Source organism: Streptomyces venezuelae ATCC 10712 (genome assembly GCF_008639165.1).
GTDB lineage: Bacteria > Actinomycetota > Actinomycetes > Streptomycetales > Streptomycetaceae > Streptomyces > Streptomyces venezuelae.
This window is the reverse complement of sequence record NZ_CP029197.1, coordinates 4,631,471-4,658,105: the sequence shown is the minus strand read 5'-3', so window position 1 is coordinate 4,658,105 and position 26,635 is coordinate 4,631,471. Positions and strand designations below refer to the sequence as shown.

Sequence of the window (26,635 nt, the reverse complement as noted above, 5' to 3'; positions counted from 1 at the left end):
CCGGGTCACGTTCCCGTACGGGCCGCCTCGTCGAACACCCCGAGAAATCGGGGCACCCCGCTCTTCACCTGCCAGAGGTACAGGCCCAGCAGGGCGAGCTTCGTGTCCTTGCCCGCCTGGGCCGTGTACAACTTCGCCAGCCCCGCGTACGGAGTCTGCAGCAGATCGTTGCGGACGCCCGAGGTCACCGATTCGGCATGGTTGGCGGCCGCCGTGCGCAAGGCCTGGAGAACCCAGTTGGCGAGGTCGTACGCCTCCGTGGCGAACCGGTCGACCGGTGTCGTACCGGCGAGACCCCAGCGCTTCCGGTACGCGGCGACGAACGCCTTCGCCTTCGGAAGGCCGTCGGGGTCGACGTAGCCGGTGCCGAAGTACCAGCCTTCGGCGGCCGCGCCGGCGGCGGCGAGGAACTCCGGCTGGAGCACGTGCTCGACGCTGCCGCGAGGCCCCCGGTACCCCTGGTCGCGCAGCGCCCTGGCGCACAGCGCGGCCCGGCGCGGCGACGTCCCCACGTACATCACGCCCTGCGGGTCGGTCGCCAGGGCTTCCCGTACGGCGGGGCCGAAGTCCTCACTGCCCGCCTCGACGGGATGGGTGGTCACGACCCCGCCCTTCTCTCTCGACGGCGGGTACTGCTTCATGGTCTTGACGGCGAACCAGGTGTACTCGCCCCCGGCCCGGTCCTCCACGACGGCGGTCCGGACCGCCCCGTGTTCGGAGAGGTAGCGGCTGAAGGCCACCACCATCATGTCCTGGATGGTGCGCGGCTGGAAGTAGGTGGTCTTCGTCTCCTGGCCCTTGATCTGCCCGGCCGGCACATCGGCGACCACACTCGCCAACGGCATTCCGTGGAGCACCAGTTCGTCCCCGGCCGCCACGGCGGTCGAGGTGAGGGTCGGCCCCAGGATCCCGACGAGACCGGGGACCTTCAGCAGGGCGAGGGCCGCGGCCCTGGCGCGCTCCGGCCTGCCGCCGTCGTCCTCGACCCGCAGGCGCACGTCGAAGGGGCGGTCGCGGCGGGCGTTGAACTCCTCCGCGGCCAGCCGGATCCCGCGCTCCTGCCCTCGGCCGTCCGCCTTGGTGGGGCCGCTCAGATCGGTGAGGACGCCGATCGTGTAGGTGTCGAGCGGGGCGCCGGTGCCGCCCGTTCCCCTGCCGGTCCCGCCCGGTGTGCGACTCAGCAGCCAGGCGGTCAGGCCTCCCGCTCCCGCGATGGCCACCGCGGAGCCCCCCACCAGGAACCCGCGCCGTGACGTCCCCTTGGGCGGCTCGGAGTCGACCAGCATCGTCGGCTCGGGCACCGGCAGGTCCAGGACCCGCGAGGAGCGCTGGGCGATCAGCGCGGGCAGCCCGGCCGGCAGCCAGTCCCCGGCCGGCCCCTCGGCGTCCCCCAGCGCGGCCCGCACCTCCGGTGCCGTGGGCCGGTCGGCCGGGTCCTTCGCCAGACAGGCCCTGACCAGGGGAAGGACGGTGTCCGGTACCTCGTCGAGGTCGGGCTCCTCGTGGACGGTGCGGTAGACGACCGCCGCCACCGCGCCCGTACCGAAGGGGCGCTCCCCCGTCAGGGCGTAGGCGAGGACGCAGCCGAGGGAGAAGACGTCGCTGGCGGGTCCGACCTCGCCCGCCCCGGCCGCCCTGGCCTGTTCGGGGGCGAGGAAGCCGGGGGTGCCGATCATCGCGTCGGTGGCCGTGAGGGCGGTCGCCCCGGCGGACCGGGCGATGCCGAAGTCGATGAGCCGGGGCCCGTCGAGGGCGAGGAGGACGTTCCCCGGCTTGACGTCCCGGTGGACCAGCCCGGCCTCGTGCATGTCGGCGAGCGCGGCGGCGAGCCGGGCGCCGAGGGCCCGTACGGTCGGCTCGGGCAGGGCTCCGTGCAGGGCGACGGCCTCGGCGAGCGAGGGGCCCGGCACGTACTCGGTCGCCAGCCACGGCTCCCTGGCCTCCGGGTCGGCGCCGAGCACCCGGACGACCCAGCGGCCGGTGATCCGCTCGGCGGCGCGGGCCTCGCGCCGGAACCGCTCCCGGAAGCCGGGGTCGGCGGCGTGCTCGGCCCGGATGAGCTTGAGCGCGGCGAGCGCCCCGCCGCCGGAGCGGGCGAGGAAGACCACGCCCATGCCTCCGGCGCCGAGGCGGCCGAGCAGCCGGTACCCGGCGATCGCCGACGGGTCGGCCTTGCGCAGCGGTTGCACGGGGGCTCAGGCCTTCTCGTCGTTCTTCTCGGGCTTGTGCGGCAGCAGAGGGGCGGAACCGATCGACTTGTACGCGCCGTTCCGCACCGCGAAGACGAAGGTGCCCCCCATGTTCAGATCGCCCGATTCGGTGAAGGCGTAACCACCCATCACCCCCTTGTAGTTCTGCTTGCGCAGCGCGGCCCACAGTCCCTTCCGCGCGGGCTTGCCGCCGGCCTTCGCCCGGGCCGTCAGCTGCTGGATCGTCATCGTGACCACGTCGTACGACTCGCCCGCGTAGTACGCGGGGGCGGCGCCGTACCGCTTGCGATGGGCGGCGACGAAGGACGCGGCCGTCTTCTGCGCCGCCGGGTCGGCGACGGGCGCGCACACGAACCAGCCCTCGGCGGCGGTCCCCGCCTGCCGGACGAACTCCTGGCCGAAGACGGCCTGTCCGGTGAACCTCGGTCCGGTGAAGCCGAGTTCGCCGAGCGCCCGGGCGGCGAGGACGGCGGTCTCGGTGACACCGCAGTGGATGTAGGCGTCGATGCCCGCGTCGATCATCTCGCCGAGCACCCGGCGGTACGCCCGCGCGTGGGCCGGGACGACCCGGAAGTGCGGGGTGATGCCGGCCTGCCCGAAGCCGAAGCGCACACCGCCGGTGACCTGCCAGCTGTAGTGGTCGTCGGTCCGGTCCTCCAGCACCCCGGGGCGGCGGATCTGGGGCAGCAGGGTGGCGGCGAAGGCGAGATGGGTGCCCGCGCTGATGTGGTTCGGGATGGCGCGCAGGACCGTCTCGTTCCGCGCGGTACCCGAGCGCAGCGTGAGCAGGTTGTATCCGGCCGAGACCGTGATCAGCGGGATCTCGGCCTCCTCGAAGGCGGGAACGACGGCCTGGGCGACGGCGTCGGTGGTGGGGCCGAGGACGGCGAGGACCCCGGGGTCGGTGGTGAGGGCCTTGGCGGCCTCCAGGGCCCTGGACGCGTCGCCCCGGTCGTCGACCACCTTGAGGGTGAGGGTGAAGGGCTTGTCCTTCCGCGCGTTGAACTGCTCGACGGCCAGGCGCGCGCCGCGTTCCTGGGCCCGGCCGATGTCCTTGGCGGGCCCGGACAGGTCGGCGAGGACGCCGATGGCCCAACGGGTGGGGGGCGGGGCGGCCTTCCTGCCGTCGTCCTTGCCGTCCTTCCCGTCCTCGCCGAGCCCCGCCCAGACGGCCGCCGCGCCGCCGACGGCCAGGACGGCGGCGCCCGAGGCGAGCAGCAGGAAGCCGCGTCTGCTCCGCCCCGGCGCGGCCGAGCCGGTGCTGCCGCCCGACTCGGTGACGTCGATCTCCGGCAGGGCGAGCATCCGGGCGGAGCGTTCGGCGATGGTGCGGACGACCGGGGCGGGCAGCCAGTCGGCGTCGCTGCCGGGGCTGTCCTCCACGAGCCTGACGCCGATGTCGGCGGCGGTGGGCCGCGCGGCCGGATCCTTGGCGAGGCAGGCCCGCACCACGTCGAGCAGGCCGTCCGGTACGCCGCCGAGGTCGGGCTCGTCGTGGACGGTCCGGTACATCAGGGCGTCCACGGCGCCGGTGCCGAAGGGCGGGCGGCCCGTGGCCGCGTATCCGAGGAGGCAGCCGAGCGCGAAGACGTCGGCGGCCGGGCCGATCGCGTCGACACGGGCCTCGGCCTGCTCGGGGGCGAGGAAGCCGGGGGTGCCGACGACCATGTCGGTGGCGGTGAGCGCGGTCTCGCCGGTCGCGCGGGCGATGCCGAAGTCGATGAGGCGCGGGCCGTCCACGGCGAGCAGGACGTTGCCGGGCTTGACGTCCCGGTGGACGAGTCCGGCCGCGTGCACGGCGGCGAGGGCCCGGGCGACGGACCAGCCGAGGAGGCGGACGCTCCGCTCGGGCAGCGGGCCGTGCGCGGTGACGGCCTCGCCGAGGGAGGGTCCCGCGACGAAGGCGGTGGCCATCCACGGTTCGGGGGCGTCCGGATCGGCGCCGGTGACGGGCACGGCCCAGGGGCTGGAGACCCGGCGGGCGGCCTCGACCTCGCGGCGGAACCGGGCCCGGAAGTCGGGCTGGTCGGCCTGGTCCGCGTGGGTGACCTTGACTGCGGCGAGTTCGCCGGCGGCGGTTCGGCCGAGGTAGACGACACCCATGCCGCCGGCGCCGAGGCGGCCGAGGAGCCGGTATCCGGCGATCGCCGACGGATCGGAGGGCAGCAGCGGCTGGAGGGCGCCGGGTTCGGGCTGCGGGGCGGTGGGGTTCACGACTGGCCCTCCAGCTCGTCCTTGGCGCGGTCGAGCATGGTGACGAGTGCCCGCACCTGCGCCTGGCTCGTGCCGGTCATCGTGCCGTCGTTCATCTCGCTGTAGCCGGGGGCTCCCTTGACGACGGCAGCGACAGTGACCTGTCCGATCCGGGACTGGTACCAGCTGTAGAACTGCTTCCCCTTCACCGCGTCGTTGATGTAGGAGCCGCCTTCGCGGAGGGCGTCGTCGGCGGTGGCGTTGCCCCCTACGCCGAAGGGGTTGCCGAGCGACATGAGCTCGGTGATCCGCTCACCGTCGCGCAGCTTCTGGTCGGGGCAGCGCAGCGCCTCTTCGAGGGTCGACGCCATCTCCCAGTCGGCGTCGGACTCGGTGCGGTGCACGGTGACGGTGGCGGCGACCCGAAGGGCGCCCTTGCCGCCGGCCGCGGGGAGTTCGCTGTAGGCGGTGACGCTGGCGAGGACGTCGGCCGGCCGGGTTCCGGTCTCCCAGGAGCAGGTGGCGCTGAGGACGGGCCAGTAGTCGGGGTCGCTGAGATGGGGGGTGCGCTTGACGTAGCCCGGGGCCCAGGCGTCGGGCCCCGCGACGACTGCGAGGGCGAGGCGCCTCGCCGCCGCCTCGGTCTTCGGCGCGCGCCGCGGGTCCGGGGTGAAGTCGAGCTCGGTGGGGCGGGGAGCCGGTGTGGTGGCCGGTGTGCCGGTCGGGGCCTTCGTCGTGGCCTTGGTCGTGCCCGTACTCCTTTTGCCGTCGGGTCTGTCGCCGTCGCTGGTGCAGCCGGCGGCCATCACCCCGCCCACCAGTACGACACAGCAGGCACGCCACAGCCTTCGGTCCCCGTACGCCACAGTTCCCCCACGGTCCCTCACGGTTTCCCCACGAACGGTGAGCAGATCGTACGGCCCTGAGCCGACAACTCGCCTTGCTTACAACATCATTGGGACGGATTCGTGGCACGCTCGCGACGCGCCCCGTCGTACCGCTCCCGAGCCTCCTCCACGGCGGCGACCTGGCGCTCGGACCAACGGGCCAGCTCCCAGACCCGGCGGGCGGCCTCGGCGCCGAGCGGGGTGAGGCTGTAGTCGACGCGGGGCGGGATGATGGGCTTGGCGTCGCGGTCGACGAAGCCGTCGCGTTCCAGCGTCTGGAGGGTCTGGGCCAGCATCTTCTCGCTGACCCCGCCGACCCGGCGGCGCAGCTCGCTGAAGCGGTACGAGCGCTCCAGGAGGGCGGCCAGGACGAGGACGCCCCAGCGGCTGGTCACGTGCTCCAGGACGAGCCGCGAGGGGCACATCTGCTGGTTCACGTCCGGCACCCGGGCGAAGGGTTCCGGCGCGAGGGGTTCCGGCGTCCGCTTACTTACTCCCATGCCAGTACCTTACTTCAAAGTGGGTACTTTCGAAAGGTTAGCGCCCGTCGTACGGTGAGTGCATCGCCCCTCGCACCCCACAGGAAAAGGAAGCACCATGAGCCTCGTCGTCACCGGAGCCACCGGCCAGCTCGGCCGTCTCGTCATCGACGCCCTCCTCGCCACCGTCCCCGCCGCATCCGTCGTCGCCGTCGTCCGCGACAAGGAGAAGGCCGCCGACCTGGCCGAGCGCGGCGTCGAGCTGCGGATCGCCGACTACGACCACCCGGAGACCCTGGCCGGCGCCTTCGAGGCCGGGGACCGCGTGCTCCTCGTCTCGGGCAGCGAGGTCGGGCGGCGCGTGCCCCAGCACACCGCCGTGATCGACGCCGCCAAGGCCGCCGGCGTCGCCCAGCTCGCCTACACCGGAGTCCTCGGCGGCGACGAGGCCGACTTCGACCTGGCCGCCGAGCACAAGGTCACCGAGCGGCTGATCCTCGACTCGGGCCTGCCGTACACCTTCCTGCGCAACGGCTGGTACACCGAGAACTACACCGCCAACCTCGCCCCTGTCCTGGCCCACGGCGCCGTCGTCGCCAACGCCGGCGAGGGCCGGATCGCCTCCGCGAGCCGCGCCGACTACGCCGCCGCCGCGGCCGCCGTCCTGACCGGCCCCGCCGAGGAGCACCTGAACAAGGCGTACGAGCTGAGCGGCGACACCGCCTGGTCGCTCGCCGAGTACGCGGCCGAGGTCGCCGCGCAGACCGGCCGGGAGATCACGTACAGCAACGTGCCCGCCGAGGCGCACCTCGCGATCCTCACCGGCGCCGGGGTCCCGGCCCCCTTCGCCGAGATCCTCGTCGACGTCGACCGGGCCGTCGAGCGCGGCGCGCTCGCCCGCCGCACCGGCGACCTGGCCCGGCTGATCGGCCGCCCGACCACCCCGCTCGCCGTGACGGTCAAGGAAGCCCTGGACCGCTCCTGACCACCGCCCCCTCCGGTCATGACCGTATTGCGGTACGGGCATGACAACCGGCCCCGTGCGGCGCTACCTTCGACAGGACAGCGCGGCGCGGGGCAGGGCAGGAGGTCCGGTGAAGACGGAGAACGAGGAACGAGCGGGATTGCTCTACGGGATCGGCGCCTACGGCATGTGGGGACTGGTCCCGCTCTTCTGGCCGCTCCTCAAGCCGGCCGGATCGGTCGAGATCCTCGCCCACCGGATGGTCTGGTCCCTGGTCTTCGTCGGCATCGCGCTGCTCGCGGTGCGCCGCTGGGGCTGGGTGCGCGAGCTCGTCCGCAGCCCGCGCAAGCTCGGCATGATCACCGTCGCCGCCGCCGTCATCACGGTCAACTGGGGCCTCTACATCTGGTCCGTCAACACGGGCCACGTCGTCGAGGCCTCGCTCGGCTACTTCATCAACCCGCTCGTCACCATCGCCCTCGGCGTCCTCGTCCTCCAGGAACGGCTGCGCCCCGCGCAGTGGGCGGCCGTGGGCATCGGCTTCGCCGCCGTCCTGGTCCTCGCGATCGGATACGGACAGCCGCCCTGGATCTCCCTCACCCTCGCCTTCTCCTTCGCCCTCTACGGCCTGGTGAAGAAGAAGGTCAACATCGGCGGCCTGGAGTCGCTCGCCGCCGAGACCGCCGTCCAGTTCCTGCCCGCCCTCGCCTACCTCGTCTGGCTCGGCGGCCAGGGCACCCTCGCCTTCGGCTCCTACGGCGCCGGCCACACGGCCCTGCTCACCGCCACCGGCATCGTCACGGCCGTCCCGCTCGTCTGCTTCGGCGCGGCGGCGATCCGCGTCCCCCTGTCGACCCTCGGCCTGCTCCAGTACCTGGCGCCGACCTTCCAGTTCCTGCTCGGCGTCCTCTACTTCCACGAGGAGATGCCGCCGGAGCGCTGGGCGGGCTTCTCCCTCGTCTGGCTCGCCCTGACGATCCTCACCTGGGACGCCCTGCGCACGGCTCGCCGCAGCCGCGCGGCGATGGAGACGGCGAAGGCGGCGGCCGAGGCGGCGGAACCGGCGGGGCCCGCCGAGGACGAGGGAGCCACGGGACCGGCCGGGGCGGCCGCGCCCGCCCGGCAGGCGCTCTGACGCCGGGCGGTCACCCGTCCAGCAGGTCGTGCTCCCGCACCAGCCGGCAGACCGCCGTCAGCCGCAGGGTCGCGAAGTCGTGGCCGACCGGCTCCGTCCACTCCACCCGGGACAGCCAGTCGGTGAACCCTAGGACGTAGTCGGCGAGCTCCTCACGCCGCAGGGTCCGGCGCGCCCCACCCCGCTGAGCGGGGATCAGCGCCTCGCGCACGGCGGCGGCATGCTGGTCGACGGCGGCCGCGAGCCCCGGCTCGGAGGCACTCTCCGCGAGCCGGGGCAGGTACGTGGCGACGACGTCGATCAGCGGGCAGCCGGGCGGCGAATCGTTCATCCCTCCACATTAGGGGCGCACGGGGACACTCAGACCGTGACCTTGGTCGCAGGACCGGAGCGCCCCGCCGGGCCCTCCTCCGCGCCGCCCGCCGCCTCTCCGGATGCACCCGCCGCCCCTCCGGAGGCGCCCGCCCGGCCGCGTACCCCCGTCGCCGTGACCACCGCGCCGAGCGCGACCATCACCAGCGGGACGACGAGCGCCGCCCGGAAACCGCCGAGGCCGCCGCCGGCGATCCCGTACACCGCCGTCACCGCCGCGATGCCGACCGCCGAGCCGAACTGGGTCGCCGTGGTGAGCAGCCCGCTCGCCAGACCCTGCTCCTCCTCCGCGACCCCCTCCGTACCGGCGATGGTGAGCGGCCCGTACGCCAAGGCGAACGCGAGCCCGGTCAGGAGCAGGGTCGGGAACATCGCCGCGTACGACCAGTCCGGGCCGACGGGCAGGAACAGCGCGTACGAGCCGACGGCGAGGACGAAGCCGCCGAGGATCACCCTGGCGTTGCCGAACCGGGCCACCAGGCGCGGGGTCAGCGTCGGCGCGAGCACCGCGTCGACGCCCATCACCAGCAGCGCGAGCGCCGTCTGGAGGGACGACCAGCCGCGCAGCTCCTGGAGGTAGAGCGTGGCCATGAACTGGAAACCGAAGAAGGAGCCGACGAACAGCAGGGCGCCCAGGTCGGCACGGACGAGCGAGGCCTCGCGGAGGATGCCGAGGCGGACGAGCGGGGTGGCGGCCCGGCGTTCGACGGCGACGAACAGGCCGGTGAGGAGGAGTCCGGCGGCGACGGCGGCCACGGTGACCGGCCACCCGTCGAGACCGTGCTCAAGGCGCACGATGCCGTACGCGAGGAGCAGCATCGCCCCGGCGGCGGTGAGCGCCCCGCCCAGGTCGAAACCGCCCTTCACCCGGGCCGGGCGCGGCTCCGCGGGGACCAGCCGGAGCGCGGCGAGCAGGATCGCTGCCGCCAGCAGCACGGGGGCGAAGAAGACCCAGCGCCAGCCGAGCTGGGTGAGCAGGCCGCCGATGACGAGCCCGAGCGAGAAGCCGCCGGCGGCGGTCCCGGCGAAGACCAGCAGCGCCTGGTTGCGCTGCGGGCCCTCCGCGTAGGAGGTGGTGATGATCGACAGGGCGGCCGGGGTCATGAAGGCGGCGGCGACGCCGGTCACGAAGCGGGCCAGGATCAGGGTCCAGCCCTCGTCGGCGAGGCCGCCGAGGCCGGAGAAGACCAGGAAGACGGTGAGCCAGCCGAGGAACATCCGGCGGCGCCCGAGGAGGTCGGCGGCGCGGCCGCCGAGGAGCGTGAAGCCGGCGTAGCCGAGGACGTAGGCGGACATGACCCAGGCGGCGGTACCGGTGGTGAGGCCGAGGTCGGCGCGGACGGTGGGGACGGCGACGGCGAGCATGGCGACGTCGATGCCTTCGAGGAAGATCGTCCCGCAGAGGACGAGGAGCAGGCTCCAGGCGCGGAGGGACACAACTGTCTCCAGGGCAGGGGGAGTCGGGGGCGTGGTCAACAGATCCGGTTACCGATCGGATGGTCGGTTCCCTCTTGTAACCACCTGCATCCTGCGGGAGCATCGGGTGCCATGGAAGAAGGCACTTCGAAGTCACCGAGTCACTGCGCGGGAACCTACGGGGACGCCGGGGACCCCGATCCCTTCCAGTGGGACACCCGCGAGGACTGCGAGGTCCGGCAGATCCTCGACCGGGTCGCCGACAAGTGGTCCCTCCTCGTCATCGCGCTCCTCGACCGCCGGGTCCTGCGCTTCACGGAACTCAAGCGCGAGATCGACGGCGTCAGCCAGCGGATGCTGACCGTGACGCTGCGCCAGCTGGAGCGGGACGGCCTGGTAAAGCGCACCGTCCACCCGGTGGTCCCGCCCCGCGTCGAGTACGAACTGACGCCGCTGGGCGGCACGTTGCACACCACGATCCGCTCCCTGGTCACCTGGACGGAGCAGCACCAGAACGAGATCGCGGCGGCCCGGGAGGAGTACGACGCGAAGGCGGCGGCGGAGGTGTGAAAACCGGTGGCCCGTGGTCACGGAGGGCGCGCATCCTCAGGGGCATGGAAGAGACGAGGACGGCCGACGACGAGCCGAAGTACCGGATCCGCGCGCTCCACACCGACCGCACGGTCACGGTCTACCAGGCGTACCGGCCCGAGATCGGTCTGGCGGCGGCCAGGGAGGGCCGCTTTCCGGCCATCTGGAAGCGGGACCGGATGACGTGGATCAAGCCGTCGTTCCTGTGGATGATGTACCGCTCGGGCTGGGGCACGAAGGAGGGCCAGGAGACCGTCCTCGCCGTGGAGATCACCCGCGAGGGCTTCGAGTGGGCCCTGCGGAACGCCTGCCTCTCCCACCACGTACGCGGATTCCACCCCGACCAGGCCACCTGGAAGGCCCGGTTGCGGACGGCGCCGGCCCGGGTCCAGTGGGACCCGGAGCGCGATCAGCGGCTCAGGGCGCTCCCGTACCGCTCACTCCAGCTGGGACTCTCGGGCGAGGCGTCCCGCCGGTACGCCGACGAGTGGACGGTGTCCGTCACCGACGTGACCCCGCTCGCCCACCGGGTCCGCGACCTCGTCCGGGCGGGCGACCTGGAGGCCGCCGGCCGGCTGCTGCCCCGAGAGGAGCCGTACCCGGAGTCGGCGGGCCTCCTGGAGCATCTGCGGGTACCGCAGGCACCGGAGGCGCCGTGAGTCCCGCCGGTCAGACGCCCGGGGCCGTGACGACCGCGAAGTTGAAGTCTCCGGTGCCGAACTTGCCGTAGAGCCGCAGCCACAGCGGCAGGAGCTGCTCGGTGGCCCGGGCGCTCGACAGGTCACCGAGGTCGATGATCCGGTCGGACGCCCAGCCGAAGGAACCGAGCAGCTCCGCGACCACGGCCTTGGCGTCCTCGTCGTCGCCGCTGAGGAAGACGTTGTGGTGGCCCGGGACGCGGCCGGGCTCGACCATGACCGTGTTGGTCATGGTGTTGAGCGTCTTGACCACCCGTGCCTCCGGGAAGGCCCTCTGGAGCTGCTCGGCGACGCTGCCGCCGTCGGGGGTGACGACCTTGGGCGGGAAGCCCTCGGAGAAGTCGAGCCCGTTGGACACGTCGACGAGGACCTTGCCGCGCAGCCCGTCCGAGCCGACGGACTCCAGGACGGCGAGCGAGACGAGACCGCCGGTGGCGTTCACGACGAGCTCGGCGGGGGTGGCGGCGTCGGCGAAGGTGCCGTGCGCGGCGGACCCGGAGGCGGTCCCGGGGGCGGACCCGGGGGCGGACCCGGCGCCGGTCCCGCCCTTGGCCTCGCCGCCGGACCCGCCGGCGGCCCCGCCCCCGTGTTCCTCGGCCCACTTCGCGGCCTCGGGGTTGTCAGCCGTGCGAGAGCCCATCGTCACCTCGTGCCCGAGCGAGACGAGCTTCGTGGCCAGCCGGCGGCCGACCTCACCGGTCCCGAGTACCGCGATCTTCATGACGTGCGCTCCTTCGGCGGGAGTCGTTGGCCAGGAAGGCCGACGCTACGCCGTCAGGCGCCCGACGGTTCCTGGGGCGCGCGGCGCATCGCCCACAGGGTGGGGCCGCCGCCCGGCAGGCTCGCCTCGCCGAGCACGACGAAGCCGAAGTGCTCGTACACGGGGAGGTTGTCCGGCTTGGAGGACTCCAGGTAGACGGGCATGCCCGCCGCGTCGGCCTTCGCCAGGCCCGACCGCAGCAGCGCGGACCCGTGCCCCTGCCCCCGGGCGGCCGGGTCGGCGCCGATGACGGCCAGGTACCAGTGGGGCTCCGGCGGCGTGTGCTCGGCGGCCGCCTCGACGGCGGCGCGGAAGAGCTCGGCGCGGTCGCCGAGGATCTCCTGGAGCTCCCGCACGGTCGCGGCGTCGGGCACGGCCTTCTCCTGGCCTTCCGGCGCGACCCAGAACGCGGCGGCGGCGTCGGTGCGCTCACAGACGCCGTGGAGCCCGTACTGCCGGGTGAACAGGGTGATGAAGTACCGGCCGAGCCCGGCCTCGCGCGAGGCCTCGTCGGGGAAGAACCAGCTCATCATCGGGTCGTCGACGAAGGCCCGGGCCAGGGTCCTGCTGACCATCGGGGCGTCGTCGACTATGGCCGCTTTCGGGGTGTTCGAGGTAGGCATACGGGTCATTCTGCACGCGAGTTGATCTTCACGAACGCCAGGGGGTGGCCACCGGGAGCACGAGCGGGCTGCGTACGATCTCGATCACCACGCCCTGTTCACGGGCGCGTTGAGCGCTGCATCCGCCGCACCACCTGCGCCTCCGCCCGCTCCACCGACGCCCGTCCGTGGACGTGGACCAGGGCCAGGTGGAAGAGGGACGGGGCCAGCGGGGCCCAGCGGTGGCGGCGCTCGGGGGCCAGGAGGTGGCGGGTCACGTCGGCGCTGCGGAAGGGGACGTACTCGATGGTGTCGTGCTCCCAGCGGTCCGCGACGCCCCGGCTCATCCGGGCCTGGAGTTCGTCGCCGGTGAGCTCGGTGAGGCGGGCGTAGAAGTGCGCGCTCCAGTGGCGCTTCTCGACGTCGAGGACGAAGGCGAGGAGCGACAGCGTGTACTCGTGGGGTTCGATCGACAGCTCCTCCCGCATGCCTCGCCGGGCGACGGAGTGCACGTCGGGGGCGTTGCGTCCCGAGGAGTCGATGTGGCGGGAGAGGCCTTCGTTGACGGAGGAGTTCCAGAGGCCGGGGGCCATGCGGACGCGCGTGCTGCGCCGGCTGACGACGAGCAGGTGGTCGGCGGTGACGACGGCGATGTTCACCGCGAAGCTGCACTGGAGGAACGCGGGCGAGGCGAGCGGAGCGTCCGGGTCGAGGTAGCGGCCGCGCGGTGTGGTGCCGTCCGCGAGGCGCCGGTCGAGCTGCTGGGCGGCGAGGAAGGTGTAGTAGTCGGTGGGCCGCAGCCGCAGGTGGACCTCGGACTGCTCGTCGAGGGCGGTACGGGAGATCTCGACGGACTCGACGGCGTACCGGGGCCCGTTCCACACGGGTCGGCGGTCGCCGGCCTCGGCGGCCCTGGTCTCCTCGGCCTCGATCTCAGTGCGCCAGCCCGCCATCTCCTCGGGCAACTCGACTTCTCCGTCGAGGACTTGCACATGGATCGACTCGGGCGCGATGGCCCGGTCGCCGTCGCCCTCGACGATGAGGGCGGGGGTGTGGAGCGGGCCGAGGGAGAACGTGTCCCAGGCGCGGCCCTGTTCCTGCCGATAGGTGAGGCTGCGGACCACACCGGCGGAGCGGCGCCTGGCCTTGAACCAGAGGTCCTGGGTCCATTGCTGGAAGAGGGTCGCGAAGACGACTCCGAGGATGGCGCCGACGATTCCGTTGCCGAGGTCTATTCCGCTCACGGGCAGCAGCGTAGGGCAGCGGCGCAGGCCGGCCGAGGCGCTTGTCCGGTGAGCGAACACCCCTGACCGGTTTCCGCTCTTGACGCGGAGTCAAAATCTCACTGAACATTCAGCACGCACAGCAGAACAAACGATCCCTCGGACAACTGAACACCGCACACGCACACGCACAGCTCCAGCGCCTCGTGGCACTCACGCCCGAGGCGTCTCGCACGTTCCGTCCCATCCCCGTTCGGAATCCGGAGCCCCCACATGAACATCTCCGTGCCCAGACGCGTCACCGCGGTCGCCGCCCTCGCGGCGCTCGCCCTCGCCGGACTCACCGGCACCGGCGCGACGGCCGCCCCGGCCGCTGCCGCCGCCGCGCCCGACATCCCGCTGGCCAACGTCAAGCAGCACTTGGCGGACCTCCAGTCGATCGCCACCGCCAACGGCGGCAACCGCGCCCACGGCCGTACCGGCTACAAGGCGTCGATCGACTTCGTGAAGGCCAAGCTGGACGCCGCCGGCTACACCACCACCGTGCAGCAGTTCACCTCCAGCGGCGCCACCGGCTACAACCTGATAGCCGACTGGCCCGGCGGCGACCCGAACCAGGTCCTGATGGCCGGCTCGCACCTCGACTCGGTGTCCTCGGGCCCCGGCATCAACGACAACGGCTCGGGCTCCGCCGCCGTCCTGGAGACCGCGCTCGCCGTCGCCCGCTCCGGCTACCAGCCCACCAAGCACCTGCGCTTCGGCTGGTGGGGCGCGGAGGAGCTCGGTCTCGTCGGCTCGAAGTACTACGTGTCCCAGCTGCCCACCACCGAGCGCGCCAAGCTCTCCGGCTACCTCAACTTCGACATGATCGGCTCGCCGAACCCGGGCTACTTCGTCTACGACGACGACCCGACGATCGAGACGACCTTCAAGAACTACTTCGCCGGTCTCGGCGTCCCGACGGAGATCGAGACGGAGGGCGACGGCCGCTCCGACCACGCCTCCTTCAAGAACGTCGGCGTCCCCGTCGGTGGCCTCTTCACGGGTGCCAGCCGGGTCAAGTCCAGTGCCCAGGTGCAGAAGTGGGGCGGTACGGCCACGGCCTTCGACCGCTGCTACCACTCGTCCTGCGACACGACGTCGAACATCAACGACACCGCTCTCGACCGCAACAGCGACGCGATCGCGCACGCGATCTGGACGCTGTCCGCCGGTACGACCACGCCGCCCGGCACGGTCTTCGAGAACACGGCCGACGTCTCGATCCCGGACAACGGCGCCGCGGTGACCTCGACGGTCAACGTCACCGGCATCGCGGGCAACGCGCCCTCCGCCCTCAAGGTGGACGTGAACATCGTCCACACCTACCGCGGTGACCTCGTCGTCGACCTCGTCGCCCCGGACGGCACGGCCTACAGCCTGTCCAACCGGTCCGGCGGCAGCGCCGACAACATCGTCCAGACCTTCACCGTGAACGCCTCCTCCGAGGTCGCCAACGGCGCCTGGAAGCTCCGCGTCCAGGACAAGGCCTCGGCCGACACCGGCTACATCAACAGCTTCAAGCTGACCTTCCCGTAAGGCCGCGGGAGCAGGCGCCCAAGAACGCCCGGGCGGGTCGGTGACCATCGCCCCCGACCCGCCCGGGGTCCCAACTCTCGTGCGTGCGGCTCTACTTGCCGGCGTTCGCCGCGTTCACCAGCGCGTCCTTCGTGACCGCTCCGACGTAGACCTTGCCGTCGTCGGTGAGGAGCGCGTTCACGATCTTCGTCTTGAAGACGGTGCCCGAGCCGAACTTCCCGGTGACCTTGTCGCCGAAGGAGCCCAGGAGCCCCTGGATCTCCTTCGGCGCTTCGTCGGTCTTGGGCGCCGGCGCCCCGGTGTCGATCTTCGCGATCGCCGTCCAGCCCTCGCCGATGACGTTCACGTCGCCCTTGCCGGCGCCCGCGCCGGGACCGAAGCCGCCGAACGCCTCCTCAAGGCCCTCCGGCAGCGGCCCGTCGAAGGGGCCGTCCTTCTCGCCGGCCGCCTTCTCCGCCCCGCCCTCGGTCACCTTCGCGCCCTCGGGCGCCTTGAAGGTGAAGTCGGAGGCCGCCGGCTTCGAGAAGTCGACCTTGGTGAAGCCCGCGTCGACGACGGGCTTGCCGCCCTCGACCGAGGCCAGGGTGAACTTCAGCGGGGTGCCGTTGGCCGCGTCCACCGCGATCTTCACCGACTCGACCGTGGAACCGGCCTGCTTCGGCTTGATCACCAGCTGGTACGCGTCCCGGCCGGCCACCTTCGCCGTACCGTCGACGGTGATCGACGTGGTGTCACCGGCGGCCTTCAGGACCTCGTCCGCGAGCTGCTTGGGCGTGCCCGGGAGCTCCGCCTTCGGGGCGTCCTTGGGGCCCGCGTCCGCCGGGGCCTTCTCGTGGAAGACCTCCTTGGACTTGCTGTCGTACGCCCAGACGTCGTCGCCGTTGTGGATCAGGCTGTACTCGTCGGAGCCGTCGAGCAGCGTCAGCTTCTGGCGCTCGGGGCCGTCGGCCGCCACGCGGAGGGTGTGGCTGCCGGAGATGAGCTCGGTGAGCTTCTGCGAGGGGTCCGCCGTACCGGAGCCGCCGGAGCCGCCGGCGCCGCCGCCGAGGCCGGAGGTCAGGCCGGAGGCGAGGCCTTCGAGGGGCAGGCCCAGGTCGGTGGAGATCCTGAAGGTGCCGGACAGGGTCTGGGTGTCCGAGGCGGCGATCTTCTCGATGAGCTGCTGGGCGGTGATCTCCGGCAGGTCGGGGTCGCCCGACGCCGCCAGTGCCGGGACGAGGCCGATGGTCGCCGCGGCCACTCCGGCCACCGCGACCGGGACGATGTACCGGCCGGCCTTACGGGTCTCTGCCATGGTCTCCCCTACCTCCGTGCCCTTCCGGGCCTTCCGTGGTCGATGTCTCCATCTCACCAAACGGAGGGCGCGGAAGCGTCAGCCCGGGGGATCAACCTCGCGTACTGCTTCGGGATGACCCGACCCTGAGACCACCTGGCCCGCACGGCGGACCCGGACGGCCGGAGCGGCGGGCCCGGGTGCCCGGCCGGGCACCCCGAGACGGCGGCTCAGCCCGCCCGGTGGACCACCGCGTCGCACATCTCCGCCAGGGCCGACTTCGCGTACCCGTCGGGCAGCGGCGCCAGCATGGCCCGGGCCTCCTCGGCGTACCGCACGGTGTCCCGCCGGGCCTGTTCGAGGGCCGGGTGGGCGCGCAGCAGGCGAAGGGCCTCGGCGTGCCGGTCGTCGTCGCTGAGGTCGCCGTCGACGAGGGCGACGAGCTCCAGGTCCTCGGGGCGCCCGTGGGCGGCGGCGGCTGCCCGCAGATGGAGGACGGGGAGGGTGGGGATGCCCTCGCGGAGGTCGGTGCCGGGGGTCTTGCCTGACTCGTGGGAGTCGGAGGCGATGTCGAGGACGTCGTCGGCGAGCTGGAAGGCGACGCCGAGCCGCTCGCCGTACTGGGTGAGGATGTCGACGACGCTCTCGTCGGCGCCGGCCATCATGGCGCCGAAGCGGCAGGAGACGGCCACGAGGGAGCCGGTCTTGCCGCCGAGGACGTCGAGGTAGTGGTCGACCGGGTCGCGGCCCTCCTGCGGGCCGGCGGTCTCCAGGATCTGGCCGGTGACGAGCCGTTCGAACGCCTCGGACTGGATGCGCACGGCCTCGGGGCCGAGGTCCGCGAGCGTGTGCGAGGCGCGGGCGAAGAGGAAGTCACCCGTGAGGACGGCGATCGAGTTGCCCCAGCGGGTGTTGGCGCTGTCGACGCCGCGGCGGACGTCGGCCTCGTCCATGACGTCGTCGTGGTAGAGCGTGGCCAGGTGGGTGAGCTCGACGACGACGGCGGAGGGCACGACGCCGGGTGCGTACGGGTCGCCGAACTGGGCGGCGAGCATCACGAGCAGGGGGCGGAAACGCTTCCCGCCGGCGAGGACGAGGTGCTGCGCGGCCTCCGTGATGAAGGGGACATCGCTCTTGGTGGCGTCCAGGAGGCCCGCCTCCACGGCCGCCAAACCGGTCTGGACATCGGCCTCAAGAGCCTGGTCCCGCACGCTAAGACCGAACGGCCCGACGACGGTCACGAGGGGGTCTCCTGTCTGCTGACGCCTGCTGACGTTCCCACGAATCGGTCACACGGATTGCCGGCGATCACGCTGACGATCACATGGATTGTCGATGTGTCGCTCGATTCACTCAAGCCAGCGTATCCGGTCACCTTTCGATCACCGTGGGCGCCTTCCCGTCACCCCCGGTATGTTCGGGATCAGCTCATACGACCTGGAGTGCGCCCTTTGTCCCAAACAACGATCGACACCGACGCGAACGGCGAGCAGCCTCCCCCCGAGGACGACCGCGCCTTCTTCGGGCATCCCCGGGGTCTGCTGAGCCTCTCCGGCCTGGAGGTCTGGGAGCGGTTCTCGTTCCTCGGCATGCAGGCGATCCTCGTCCTCTACTTCGCGGCGGCCGTCTCCGACGGCGGCCTCGGGATGGCGTCGGGCACCGCCGCCTCGGTCTCGGCCGCGTACGGCACCCTCGTCTACCTGGTCTCGGTGGCCGGCGGCTGGCTCGCGGACCGCATCCTCGGCTCGTACCGCGCGGTCCTCTGGGGCGGCATCCTCATCGCCTGCGGCCACTACGCGATGGCGGTGCCGACGGCCGCCATGACGTGGGTGGGCCTCGGCCTGATCAGCGCCGGCACCGGACTGCTCAAGCCGAACGTGGCGACCATGGTCGGCAAGCTGTACCGGACGGACGACGACCGGCGCGACGCCGGTTTCGCGCTCTACTACATGGCGATCAACATCGGCGCCTTCGCCGGCCCGCTGATCACCGGCTGGCTCGCCGACCACAAGGGCTACCACTGGGGCTTCTCCGCCGCCGCGCTCGGCATGACGCTCGGCCTGATCCAGTACGTCGCCGGGCGGCGTCACCTGGCCGGGCGCAAGCACTCCGCCGAGTTCGCGCTGGCCCCCGAGGCCATGCGGCGGGCGGTCCGGCTGATGATCGCCGGCGCGGTCGTCGTGGCGGCCGCCGCCACGGGCCTCGCGCTCGCGGGCTGGCTGACGATGGACCGCTTCGTCGACGTGCTCACCGTGATCTCGGTGATCGCACCGGTCGTCTACTTCTGGGTGATGTTCACCAGCCCCCGGGTCACGGCGGAGGAGCGCGGCCGGCTCAGGCCGTACGTCGTGCTCTTCCTGGCCTCGGTGGTCTTCAACTTCATCCTCTTCCAGGCCTACTCGACGATGATCCTGCTGGCGTCCACCAACGCCCGGACCACCATCCTCGGCTTCGACTTCCCGGCGAGCTGGTACGCCTCCGCCCTCGGCGCCTTCGAGGTGGCCCTGGCGCCCGTGGTGGCCGCCGTCTGGGCCCGGATGGGGCACCGGCAGCCGCACGCCTCCAACAAGATCGCCTTCGGGGTGATCCTCGGCGGTCTGTCGTTCCTCCTGATGGTCCTGCCGACCTCGGGGCACGCCGACGACACGTACAAGATGGCCGCCTGGTGGATCGTCGGCTCGTACCTGCTGCTCGGCCTCGGTGACGTGCTCCTGGAGACCTCCGGGATGTCCGCGACGAGCAAGCTCGCCCCGAAGGCCTTCTCCAGCCAGACCATGTCGCTCTGGTTCCTCTCCCTTGCGCTCGCCAACGGCATCCAGGCGCAGACCGTGAAGCTCTACGACGACGTCTCCAAGCCCGTGTACTTCGGCGTGAACGGCGCCGTGGCCGTGGCCGTCGGCCTCGTCGTGATCGCCCTGGCGCCCTGGCTGCGCCGCACCATGCACCCCGTCCACTGAGGCAACCCCTGAGGCGACCCCCGAGGTGACCCGATGACGAAGATCCGTACCGACTTCCCGTACGAGACCCGCCACGAGGACATCCGCATCCCGCTGCCGGACGGAACCAGGCTGTACGCGCGCGTGTGGCGGCCGATGACCGAGGAGCCCGTACCGGCGCTCCTGGAGTACCTGCCGTACCGCCTCACCGACTGGACGGCGCCCCGCGACTGGCAGCGCCACCCCTGGTACGCGGGCCACGGCTACGCGTCCGTACGGGTGGACGTCCGCGGCCACGGCAACAGCGAGGGCCTGCCCGGCGACGAGTACGACCCGGTCGAGCTCGCCGACGGCGTGGCCGTCGTGAACTGGCTCGCCGAGCAGCCCTGGTGCACCGGCAAGGTCGGCATGTTCGGCATCTCCTGGGGCGGCTTCAACTCGCTGCAGATCGCGGCGCTCGCCCCCGAGCCGCTGAAGGCGATCGTCACCGTCTGCTCCACCGACGACCGCTACGACAACGACGTCCACTACATGGGCGGCTCGGTCCTCGCCGTGGACATGCACGCCTGGGCGGCCACCATGCTCGCCTTCGTCTGCCGGCCGCCGGACCCCCGGCACGTGGGCGAGGAGTGGCGGGAGATGTGGCTGAAGCGCCTGGAGGCGGTGGAGCCGTTCATCCACACCTGGCTCTCCCACCAGACACGTGACGCGTACTGGCGGCACGGCAGCGTCTGCGAGGACTACCCGGCGATCCGGGCCGCCGTCCTCGCCGTGGGCGGCTGGCACGATCCGTACCGCGACACCGTGCTCCGCCTGGTGGAGCACCTCCCCCAGGACCGGGTACGCGGCATCATCGGCCCCTGGTCGCACCAGTACCCGGACCGCGGGCTGCCGCCCGGCCCGGCGATCGGCTTCCTCCAGGAGACCCTGCGCTGGTGGGACCACCACCTCAAGGGCGCCGAGAACGACATGATGGCCGAGCCGCTGCTGCGCTCCTGGATCAGCGACTCGCACCCGCCGGCCACCGTCTACGAGGAGCTGCCGGGCCGCTGGGTCGCCGACCCCGCCTGGCCCTCCCCGCACGTCACCCCCGTCCGGTACGCCTTCCAGGGCCTGCCGGTCGTCGTCGACTCGCCGCAGCAGACCGGGCTCGACGCGGGCCGCTTCTTCCCCTTCGGCAACGACGCCGACCTGCCGCCCGACCAGCGCGACGAGGACGCCCACTCGGCCTGCTTCGACTTCCCGGTCCCCGAGGACGGCGGCCCCGTCGAGATCCTCGGCCGCCCGTCGGTGAGCCTCGCCCTGCGCACGGCCGCCCCCACCGGGCAGGTCGTCGCCCGGCTCTGCGACATCGCCCCCGACGGCTCCTCCACCCTGGTCACCCGGGGCGCGCTGAACTTCTCCGCCCGCTACGGCCGCGACCGGGCCGTGGAGGCGCAGATCGGCGAGACGGAGAGCTTCGTCTTCGAACTGAACGGCATCGGCCACTCCTTCGCGCCCGGCCACCGGGTGCGGCTGGCGGTCTCGTCCACGTACTGGCCGTGGATCTGGCCGCAGCCGGACGCGGCGGGCTTCACTCTCGACCCGGCGGGCTCCTCCCTCACCCTGCCGGTCCGCGGCGCCACCGAGGACGCCGTCGAATGGCAGGAACCGGAGCAGTCGGAGCCGCTGGGCGTGGTCTTCCCGCGCACCCTGGAGGAGCCCCGCCCGGAGCGGCTCGTGGTCAGGGACGTGGCGAAGGGCGAGTGGACCCTGGAGGTCGACCCGAGGTACGGCGGCACGCGCGTGTACCCGGACGGCCTGGAGTTCACGGAGGACGCCCTGGAGACGTACACGATCGACGAGAGCGGCCCCCTGTCGGCCCGCACCCGCTCGGAGTGGACGATCCGCCTGCACCGCCCGGACATGGCCTGGGACGTCACGATCGACACCCGCTCGGAGATCAGCTGCGACGCGGACGCCTTCCACACGACGGACGAGGTGGTGTGCAAGGAGGGCGGGGAGGTGGCGTTCCACCGGACGTGGGAGAAGACGATCCCCCGCACGGCGGGCTGAGCGCGCGCCGTACGGGGGACGGGGTGGGGCTGGGCCTGGTTACGCGGTGCCGTCGGCCTTGCGGCGGCGGGCGACGACCAGGGCGCCGGCGCCGAGGGCGACGGCAGCGGCGGCCGCGAGGCCCAGCGGCAGGGTGTCGTTCGCACCGGTGGCGGCGAGGCTGCCCTTCACCGGGGTGTTCGACGAGCCGCCCTGCTGGCTGGTGTTGCCGTTGCCACCGCTGGTGGGCGCCGGGGTGGGCGTCGCGGTGGTCTTCGACGGGGTCGGCTTCGGCTGCGGCTTGTCGGTCTTGCCGGAGACGATGTCGAAGTACGCGTTGGAGTACTGCTCGCTGATGCCGCAGGAGCCGTCGTTGTTCTCGTACGCGCCGGTGGAGAAGGCGACGCCCTTGCCGACCGGGATCTTCGGGTCGAGCGTGAGGCGCAGCTTCACGTCGGCCTTCTTGCCCTGGGCGAGGCTGCCGACCTCGATGGAGTCGAACTCCTCGGTGATCGGCGACCAGTGCGGGTTGCCGGCGCCGGTCCACTCGACGGTGATGAACTGCTCCGGCTTCTCGCCTTCGAGGACGTCCTCCCAGTCGTCGGGGAGGTTCGTCGCGAAGGCGAGCGCGTTGACGGAGTCGAGGGTGCGCTGCGAGTTGTTCTTGATGCTCAGGGAGAAGACGGCGCTGGTGCCGGCGGTGATCTTCTTCGGCCCGGTCAGGTCGACGAGGACGGAACGGTCCTCCTTGCACTCCGGGTCGGTGCCCTCGAACTCCTCCAGCGCCTTCTCGGCGGCGGCGAGCTCCTCCTTGGCCGTCTTCAGCTTCTCGTCGATGCGCCCCAGCTGGCGGAAGAGCTCCACCATGGCGTCCGTGGCGGCCTTGACCGCGGCGTCGTTCCGGACCTTCGCGGCGCCCTTGGCGGCGTCGGCGGCCTCGACGGCCTTCTTGGCGTCGGCGACGGCCTTCTCGGCGTCCGCCTTCTGCTGCTCGGTGGGCGGCGTCTGGCCGTCGGCCGGGGTCTCCAGGAGCTTCTTCAGCGCCGCCTCGGCCTTGGCCAGCGTCTCGTCGGCGGCGGTCTTGGCGGCCGTGGCGGCGTCGAGCGCCTTCTGCGCCTCGGCGCGCTCGGTCTTGACCGCCTGGCCGATGTCGTCGGCGGCGATCTTCTTCTCGACGCCGTCACGCTCGGCGTCGAGCGCCTTGATCTTCGCCTCCGCCTTCTCGACGGCGGCGATGAGCTTCTCGTACTCGGCGAAGTCCTCGTCCGGGCCGTCCTCGTCCGCGGCGGGCTTCTGCGTCGAGGCGGGCGTCGGCTTGGTGTCGGCGAAGGCGGGCGCGGCCGAGAGGAACACGACGGGGGTGGTCACGGCGGCGGCCACGGCGGTCGCGAGAATGCGACGAATCTTCACAGTGCGGGACCCTTTTTCCTGGTCAGGGAAGGATGAAAGAAGAGCGGGCACGCGCCTGCGGCAACCTCACGCGGCGCGATACCAGCCTGATCGTATGGCCAGGAACGGCCGCGCGGGAGAGCTGTTTTCGCAGCTCGGAGCGGGGCGGGGGGACCAGCCGACACACAATCCTCATGAACTGGGGCAGTTGCCCACGGAGGCCGCACTTTCTGTGTGATCCATGTCATCCGCGCCCGGCGGCCCGCCCCGTAACGTGTCCCCCACACACGTGGAAAGCGAGGCACGCACCGATGTCCGAGCACAGCCCGCTCGACCTGGCCGAGGGCGATCCCTTCGGCCCGCACAACCTTCCGTACGGCGTCTTCTCCACCGCCGACGAGCCCGACCGGCGCCGGCTCGGCGTCCGGATCGGCGGGCACGTGCTGGACGCGGGTGCCGCGGCGCACGCGCTCGGCTCCCCGTACGCGGCGCTGCTCGACCGGCCGAGCCTGAACCCACTGCTCGCGGCCGGGCGGACCGCCTGGCGTGATGTGCGCCGGGCGCTCACGGCCTGGGTGACCGTCCCCGCGCACCGGGCGGACATCGAGCCGCTCCTGCACCCGCTGGACGCGGTGACCCTGCACCTGCCGTACGAGGTCGCCGACTACGTCGACTTCTACGCGAGCGAGCACCACGCCACGAACGTGGGCCGGATCTTCCGCCCGGACGGCGACGCGCTCACCCCCAACTGGAAGCACCTGCCGATCGGTTACCACGGCCGTGCGGGCACCGTGGTGGTCTCGGGCACCGATGTCGTCCGCCCCTCGGGGCAGCGCAAGGCGCCCACCGACGCGGCCCCCGTCTTCGGGCCCTCGGTGAAGCTGGACATCGAGGCGGAGGTCGGCTTCCTGGTCGGCACCCCGTCCGAGCTGGGCCGTCCGGTCGCGCTCGCCGACTTCCGGGAGCACGTCTTCGGTCTGACCCTGCTGAACGACTGGTCGGCGCGTGACGTGCAGGCCTGGGAGTACGTGCCGCTGGGCCCGTTCCTCGGGAAGTCGTTCCAGACGTCGGTGTCGGCCTGGGTGACGCCCCTGGAGGCGCTGGACGCCGCCCGGACCGCCCCGCCCGCCCGGGACCTCCCGCTGCTGCCGTACCTGGACGACGCGGCGGAGGAGGAGCCGGGCGGCTTCGACCTGCGGATCTCCGTGGAGATCAACGGCGAGCTGGTGGCCGAGCCGCCGTTCTCCACCATGTACTGGACGGCCGCCCAGCAGCTCGCCCACATGACGGTGAACGGCGCCTCGCTGCGCACGGGTGACCTGTACGGCTCCGGGACGGTGTCCGGGCCCGAGGTGAACCAGCGCGGTTCGCTGCTCGAACTCACCTGGAACGGCCGCGACGCGATCGAACTCGCCGGCGGCAAGCGGACGTTCCTCGAGGACGGCGACGAGGTCGTCCTGACGGCCTGGGCTCCGGGCCCGGACGGCACCCGGGTCGCGCTCGGCGAGGTCCGGGGCCGGATCGTTCCCTCGGCCTGACCGGTCCGGCTACCCGGCCCGCCAGAGCGCGGGCACGTTCGGCGGCTCCCAGCCGGCCTGGCCCGTGTGTGCCTGCAGGCACACATAGGCCAGGCCGCCGTAGGTGACCCTGTCACCGGCCCGGTAGGCGGTCCCGGCGGCCCAACTGCCGCCGGGCGGCGGGGTCGTGGCGGTGGCGGTCGGGCTCGGCCCGGGGCCCTGGGGCACGTTCAGGACGAAGTCGAAGGCCGCCTCCTTCGCCGGGCCCGCGTCCCGGACGCTCATGAGCAGCCGGGCGTCGAAGATGCTGTCGGTGTTGTTGCGCGGCTCGCCGGGGAAGTACAGCTGGGTGGTGAGCACCGGCCGGCCGGGGGCCTGCACCTTGACGTGGAGGTGCCGGGTGCGGCCCGGGTAGAGGCCGGGCACGATCGTGGCGAGCCGGAAGGCGCCCTGGGCGTCGGTGAACTGGTGGCCCCGGAAGCGGTAGCCGGTGTTGTCGTAGGCGCCGTTGGTGTCGGCCTGCCAGAAGTCGAGCAGGACGCCGGCCAGCGGGCGGCAGGCGAGCCCGAAGACGTAGCCGCTCACCGTCAGCCGGGCCCCCGCCGTGCCGGGCTCCACCAGGCTGCTTCGCAGGGGCGAGGAGGGCTTGAAGTAGGGGCCTTCGGTCTGCGGCGGGGTGGGGTCGTCGCCGTCGTCGCACTCCGGGGTGAGCGCGGGCGCCGCCTCCCCTTCGGTGAGGGTACGGGCGAGCGCCGGTACGCCCATGAGCACCGCGGGCGCCGCGATGCCGGCGGCGAAGGCGGCCCGCAGCACCGCCTTGCGGGTGACGTGTCCGGTACTGGTCTCGTGGTCCATGGCTGCCTGCTCTCCTCGCGTGGGGGCTGAGGGGGGTCGGCAACGAACCTAGGACGGGCCGCCGCGGCTTTCGATGGACGGAGCGCGGCGGTCGTGGTGTTTTCTGAAGTCGCCCGGGCTGAGGCCGGTCTCGCGGCGGAAGAAGCGGCAGAAGTAGGCGGCGTCGTCGAAGCCGACCCGCGCCGCGACCTGACGGATCGACAGTTCGCTGCCCACGAGCAGGCGTTGGGCCTCCCGGCAGCGGGCCTCGCGGAGCAGCGCTCCGGGGGTGCGGCCGGTGGCGGTGCGGACGGCCTCGGCGAGGTAGCCGGGGGTGACGCCGATCAGCTCGGCGCACTCCCGTACGGAACGGCCGTCCGTCCCGCCGCGGGCGAGCAGCCGCGCGAACTCCTCGGCCACGGCCGCGGGCCTGCCCGCCGGCTGCGGGCTCGCTCCGGGGCCGCGCAGCCGGGCGGTTCGGACCAGGAGGACGTGCAGCAGGGAGCGCAGGACGGTGGCGAAGCCGTCGGCGCCGTGTCCGTACTCCTCGATGAGTTCGGCCATCAGCCGGCCGGTGCGGGTGTGCGCGGGCCCGTCGAGGCTGAGCCAGGGCCGCTCGCCGAGGCGGCGCAGGAGGTCCCGGTCGCCGGGGTGGTCGAGGAGGAAGTCCTCGGTGAAGAGGACGACGCTGCCGTCGAGACCCCGGGTGTCCTCCCAGTGGTGCATCTGTCCGGGCAGGATCAGGCCGAGGTGGGGCGGCCGGAGCGGCCAGCGGGTGAGGTCTACGACGTGCGTGCCGGTCCCGGCGGTGACGTGGACGATCTCGTAGAAGGTGTGCCGGTGCGGGAAGGCGGCCCTGGCCATGGGGCCGATGGTGTCGAAGGTCCCGGCGGCGAAGGGCACCTGGTCGGGGAGCCGGACCTCCAGGCGGTGCATGGGCGGGTCGCCGGCCCTCGGGGTGGCGCAGGGGGTTCCCGGTAAGGCGGTGGTGTGGCTCATCGTGCCGCTTCTCCCTCCTGAGCAGACGACCGGGTGGTACAGACCACTGGGGGCGGTTCCCACGATGGCACGGCCACCTCCAATGGGTCACCCCCGCGGGCGGCACCCCCGGTGGGCGGACCATGCTCCTCACGTGGGCTCAGACCGACGCGTGCGTGTCCGACCCCGTCCTGGGCGGCATGGGCTACCACTACGTCAACCCGGCCAACATCGGCTCCACCGACCCGTCCCGCCCGGCCGCCGTGCTCTTCGAGGACGGTACGGACGGCAAGCGGCACCTCGTCGCCGCCGAGTGGGTGGTCCTGGAGGTGGGCCGGCCCGCCCCGGTGATGTTCGACCGCAAGTTCGACGGCCCGAACGTCATCCCCGGCCTGGGCAGCACCTACGACCGGCACGTCTGGCTGTACAAGAAGAACCCGTCGGGTCTCTTCGCCCGCTACAACCCGAAGGTGAAGTGCCCGGCGGGCGCTCCCCCGCACCCGTAGGCGGCGGACGCACCCCGCGTACGCCGAAGGGCCCGGCTCGCCCCCGAGCCGGGCCCTTCG

The 26,635-nt window shown here is 72.5% G+C and carries 23 protein-coding genes; 9 read left to right on the top strand and 14 right to left on the bottom strand.

Translation table 11 applies throughout. From position 1 onward, the window contains the following. Positions 1 to 5: 5 nt before the first annotated feature. The 4 genes from DEJ43_RS21525 to DEJ43_RS21510 form a co-directional block, all read right to left on the bottom strand. Complete coding sequence (locus DEJ43_RS21525) at positions 6 to 2,189, bottom strand: bifunctional serine/threonine-protein kinase/ABC transporter substrate-binding protein (protein WP_015035498.1); 2,184 nt, start codon at positions 2,187 to 2,189, stop codon at positions 6 to 8. A 6-nt stretch (positions 2,190 to 2,195) separates the two neighbouring features. Continuing rightward, positions 2,196 to 4,424, bottom strand: coding sequence for a bifunctional serine/threonine-protein kinase/ABC transporter substrate-binding protein (locus tag DEJ43_RS21520; RefSeq protein ID WP_015035497.1), 2,229 nt, complete (start codon positions 4,422 to 4,424; stop codon positions 2,196 to 2,198). Next, positions 4,421 to 5,269 carry a hypothetical protein gene (locus tag DEJ43_RS21515; RefSeq protein WP_106433734.1) on the bottom strand — a complete coding sequence of 283 codons (849 nt, stop codon included), beginning with the start codon at positions 5,267 to 5,269 and terminating at the stop codon, positions 4,421 to 4,423. The genes DEJ43_RS21520 and DEJ43_RS21515 overlap by 4 nt, the downstream gene beginning before the upstream one ends. Before the next feature lie 86 nt (positions 5,270 to 5,355). Next, positions 5,356 to 5,790 carry a winged helix-turn-helix transcriptional regulator gene (locus tag DEJ43_RS21510; RefSeq protein ID WP_015035495.1) on the bottom strand — a complete coding sequence of 145 codons (435 nt, stop codon included), beginning with the start codon at positions 5,788 to 5,790 and terminating at the stop codon, positions 5,356 to 5,358. A gap of 97 nt (positions 5,791 to 5,887) precedes the next feature. On the opposite strand from DEJ43_RS21510, the gene DEJ43_RS21505 reads away from it, so the two are divergent. Next, a complete protein-coding gene (locus tag DEJ43_RS21505; protein ID WP_015035494.1) occupies positions 5,888 to 6,754 on the top strand; it encodes an SDR family oxidoreductase in 867 nt (288 codons plus the stop codon). Positions 6,755 to 6,863: 109 nt separating this feature from the next. Then, on the top strand, positions 6,864 to 7,868 hold the full coding sequence (gene rarD, locus DEJ43_RS21500) for an EamA family transporter RarD (RefSeq protein WP_015035493.1): 1,005 nt from the start codon (positions 6,864 to 6,866) through the stop codon (positions 7,866 to 7,868). Between the two features lie 10 nt (positions 7,869 to 7,878). Here the strand turns inward: rarD and DEJ43_RS21495 are convergent, their stop codons facing one another. Both DEJ43_RS21495 and DEJ43_RS21490 read right to left on the bottom strand, forming a co-directional pair. Further along, the gene (locus DEJ43_RS21495; protein ID WP_015035492.1) at positions 7,879 to 8,199 is read right to left on the bottom strand and encodes a DUF6401 family natural product biosynthesis protein; all 321 of its coding nucleotides are present in this window, start codon (positions 8,197 to 8,199) and stop codon (positions 7,879 to 7,881) included. Positions 8,200 to 8,228: 29 nt separating this feature from the next. Then, the gene (locus DEJ43_RS21490) at positions 8,229 to 9,677 is read right to left on the bottom strand and encodes an MFS transporter (protein ID WP_015035491.1); all 1,449 of its coding nucleotides are present in this window, start codon (positions 9,675 to 9,677) and stop codon (positions 8,229 to 8,231) included. 111 nt (positions 9,678 to 9,788) lie between these two features. Between DEJ43_RS21490 and DEJ43_RS21485 the strand changes: the two genes are divergently transcribed. Both DEJ43_RS21485 and DEJ43_RS21480 read left to right on the top strand, forming a co-directional pair. Further along, positions 9,789 to 10,226 (top strand): winged helix-turn-helix transcriptional regulator, encoded by a 438-nt coding sequence (locus DEJ43_RS21485; RefSeq protein WP_015035490.1) that lies wholly within the window; start codon positions 9,789 to 9,791, stop codon positions 10,224 to 10,226. 44 nt (positions 10,227 to 10,270) lie between these two features. Then, the gene (locus DEJ43_RS21480) at positions 10,271 to 10,906 is read left to right on the top strand and encodes a DUF4291 domain-containing protein (RefSeq protein ID WP_041662760.1); all 636 of its coding nucleotides are present in this window, start codon (positions 10,271 to 10,273) and stop codon (positions 10,904 to 10,906) included. A gap of 10 nt (positions 10,907 to 10,916) precedes the next feature. Here DEJ43_RS21480 and DEJ43_RS21475 read toward each other — a convergent pair whose 3' ends face one another. The 3 genes from DEJ43_RS21475 to DEJ43_RS21465 all read right to left on the bottom strand — a co-directional run bounded on the left by DEJ43_RS21475 (position 10,917) and on the right by DEJ43_RS21465 (position 13,551). Further along, the gene (locus tag DEJ43_RS21475) at positions 10,917 to 11,666 is read right to left on the bottom strand and encodes an NADPH-dependent F420 reductase (protein WP_015035488.1); all 750 of its coding nucleotides are present in this window, start codon (positions 11,664 to 11,666) and stop codon (positions 10,917 to 10,919) included. A gap of 53 nt (positions 11,667 to 11,719) precedes the next feature. After that, positions 11,720 to 12,337: a GNAT family N-acetyltransferase gene (locus tag DEJ43_RS21470; RefSeq protein WP_015035487.1), complete on the bottom strand. Its 618-nt coding sequence runs from the start codon at positions 12,335 to 12,337 to the stop codon at positions 11,720 to 11,722. A gap of 89 nt (positions 12,338 to 12,426) precedes the next feature. Then, positions 12,427 to 13,551 (bottom strand): hypothetical protein, encoded by a 1,125-nt coding sequence (locus tag DEJ43_RS21465; RefSeq protein ID WP_041664118.1) that lies wholly within the window; start codon positions 13,549 to 13,551, stop codon positions 12,427 to 12,429. 252 nt (positions 13,552 to 13,803) lie between these two features. Here DEJ43_RS21465 and DEJ43_RS21460 point away from each other — a divergent pair, with 252 nt between their 5' ends. After that, positions 13,804 to 15,108: a M28 family metallopeptidase gene (locus DEJ43_RS21460; protein WP_015035485.1), complete on the top strand. Its 1,305-nt coding sequence runs from the start codon at positions 13,804 to 13,806 to the stop codon at positions 15,106 to 15,108. A 91-nt stretch (positions 15,109 to 15,199) separates the two neighbouring features. Here DEJ43_RS21460 and DEJ43_RS21455 read toward each other — a convergent pair whose 3' ends face one another. Further along, complete coding sequence (locus DEJ43_RS21455; RefSeq protein WP_015035484.1) at positions 15,200 to 16,402, bottom strand: LolA family protein; 1,203 nt, start codon at positions 16,400 to 16,402, stop codon at positions 15,200 to 15,202. A 209-nt stretch (positions 16,403 to 16,611) separates the two neighbouring features. After that, positions 16,612 to 17,622: a polyprenyl synthetase family protein gene (locus DEJ43_RS21450; RefSeq protein ID WP_015035483.1), complete on the bottom strand. Its 1,011-nt coding sequence runs from the start codon at positions 17,620 to 17,622 to the stop codon at positions 16,612 to 16,614. Positions 17,623 to 17,832: 210 nt separating this feature from the next. Between DEJ43_RS21450 and DEJ43_RS21445 the strand changes: the two genes are divergently transcribed. Beyond that, positions 17,833 to 19,338: a peptide MFS transporter gene (locus tag DEJ43_RS21445; protein ID WP_041662759.1), complete on the top strand. Its 1,506-nt coding sequence runs from the start codon at positions 17,833 to 17,835 to the stop codon at positions 19,336 to 19,338. Positions 19,339 to 19,371: 33 nt separating this feature from the next. Next, complete coding sequence (locus DEJ43_RS21440) at positions 19,372 to 21,372, top strand: CocE/NonD family hydrolase (protein ID WP_015035481.1); 2,001 nt, start codon at positions 19,372 to 19,374, stop codon at positions 21,370 to 21,372. A 39-nt stretch (positions 21,373 to 21,411) separates the two neighbouring features. Here the strand turns inward: DEJ43_RS21440 and DEJ43_RS21435 are convergent, their stop codons facing one another. Then, on the bottom strand, positions 21,412 to 22,761 hold the full coding sequence (locus DEJ43_RS21435; protein WP_041662758.1) for an LPXTG cell wall anchor domain-containing protein: 1,350 nt from the start codon (positions 22,759 to 22,761) through the stop codon (positions 21,412 to 21,414). 290 nt (positions 22,762 to 23,051) lie between these two features. On the opposite strand from DEJ43_RS21435, the gene fahA reads away from it, so the two are divergent. Then, complete coding sequence (gene fahA / locus DEJ43_RS21430; RefSeq protein WP_015035479.1) at positions 23,052 to 24,278, top strand: fumarylacetoacetase; 1,227 nt, start codon at positions 23,052 to 23,054, stop codon at positions 24,276 to 24,278. A gap of 9 nt (positions 24,279 to 24,287) precedes the next feature. Here fahA and DEJ43_RS21425 read toward each other — a convergent pair whose 3' ends face one another. Then, positions 24,288 to 25,112 (bottom strand): dioxygenase family protein, encoded by an 825-nt coding sequence (locus DEJ43_RS21425; protein ID WP_015035478.1) that lies wholly within the window; start codon positions 25,110 to 25,112, stop codon positions 24,288 to 24,290. A gap of 48 nt (positions 25,113 to 25,160) precedes the next feature. Next, positions 25,161 to 26,090, bottom strand: coding sequence for a helix-turn-helix domain-containing protein (locus tag DEJ43_RS21420; protein WP_015035477.1), 930 nt, complete (start codon positions 26,088 to 26,090; stop codon positions 25,161 to 25,163). Positions 26,091 to 26,245: 155 nt separating this feature from the next. Between DEJ43_RS21420 and DEJ43_RS21415 the strand changes: the two genes are divergently transcribed. After that, complete coding sequence (locus tag DEJ43_RS21415) at positions 26,246 to 26,575, top strand: hypothetical protein (protein WP_145953713.1); 330 nt, start codon at positions 26,246 to 26,248, stop codon at positions 26,573 to 26,575. Positions 26,576 to 26,635: the final 60 nt, after the last annotated feature.

What these genes read in the sequence shown, in the direction of transcription:
- DEJ43_RS21510 (WP_015035495.1), bottom strand. Translation starts at nt 5,790, where the DNA reads ATGGGAGTAAGTAAGCGGACGCCGGAACCCCTCGCGCCGGAACCCTTC.
- DEJ43_RS21505 (WP_015035494.1), top strand. Translation starts at nt 5,888, where the DNA reads ATGAGCCTCGTCGTCACCGGAGCCACCGGCCAGCTCGGCCGTCTCGTC.
- DEJ43_RS21495 (WP_015035492.1), bottom strand. Translation starts at nt 8,199, where the DNA reads ATGAACGATTCGCCGCCCGGCTGCCCGCTGATCGACGTCGTCGCCACG.
- DEJ43_RS21485 (WP_015035490.1), top strand. Translation starts at nt 9,789, where the DNA reads ATGGAAGAAGGCACTTCGAAGTCACCGAGTCACTGCGCGGGAACCTAC.
- DEJ43_RS21480 (WP_041662760.1), top strand. Translation starts at nt 10,271, where the DNA reads ATGGAAGAGACGAGGACGGCCGACGACGAGCCGAAGTACCGGATCCGC.
- DEJ43_RS21475 (WP_015035488.1), bottom strand. Translation starts at nt 11,666, where the DNA reads ATGAAGATCGCGGTACTCGGGACCGGTGAGGTCGGCCGCCGGCTGGCC.
- DEJ43_RS21470 (WP_015035487.1), bottom strand. Translation starts at nt 12,337, where the DNA reads ATGACCCGTATGCCTACCTCGAACACCCCGAAAGCGGCCATAGTCGAC.
- DEJ43_RS21460 (WP_015035485.1), top strand. Translation starts at nt 13,804, where the DNA reads ATGAACATCTCCGTGCCCAGACGCGTCACCGCGGTCGCCGCCCTCGCG.
- DEJ43_RS21455 (WP_015035484.1), bottom strand. Translation starts at nt 16,402, where the DNA reads ATGGCAGAGACCCGTAAGGCCGGCCGGTACATCGTCCCGGTCGCGGTG.
- DEJ43_RS21440 (WP_015035481.1), top strand. Translation starts at nt 19,372, where the DNA reads ATGACGAAGATCCGTACCGACTTCCCGTACGAGACCCGCCACGAGGAC.
- fahA (WP_015035479.1), top strand. Translation starts at nt 23,052, where the DNA reads ATGTCCGAGCACAGCCCGCTCGACCTGGCCGAGGGCGATCCCTTCGGC.
- DEJ43_RS21425 (WP_015035478.1), bottom strand. Translation starts at nt 25,112, where the DNA reads ATGGACCACGAGACCAGTACCGGACACGTCACCCGCAAGGCGGTGCTG.
- DEJ43_RS21420 (WP_015035477.1), bottom strand. Translation starts at nt 26,090, where the DNA reads ATGAGCCACACCACCGCCTTACCGGGAACCCCCTGCGCCACCCCGAGG.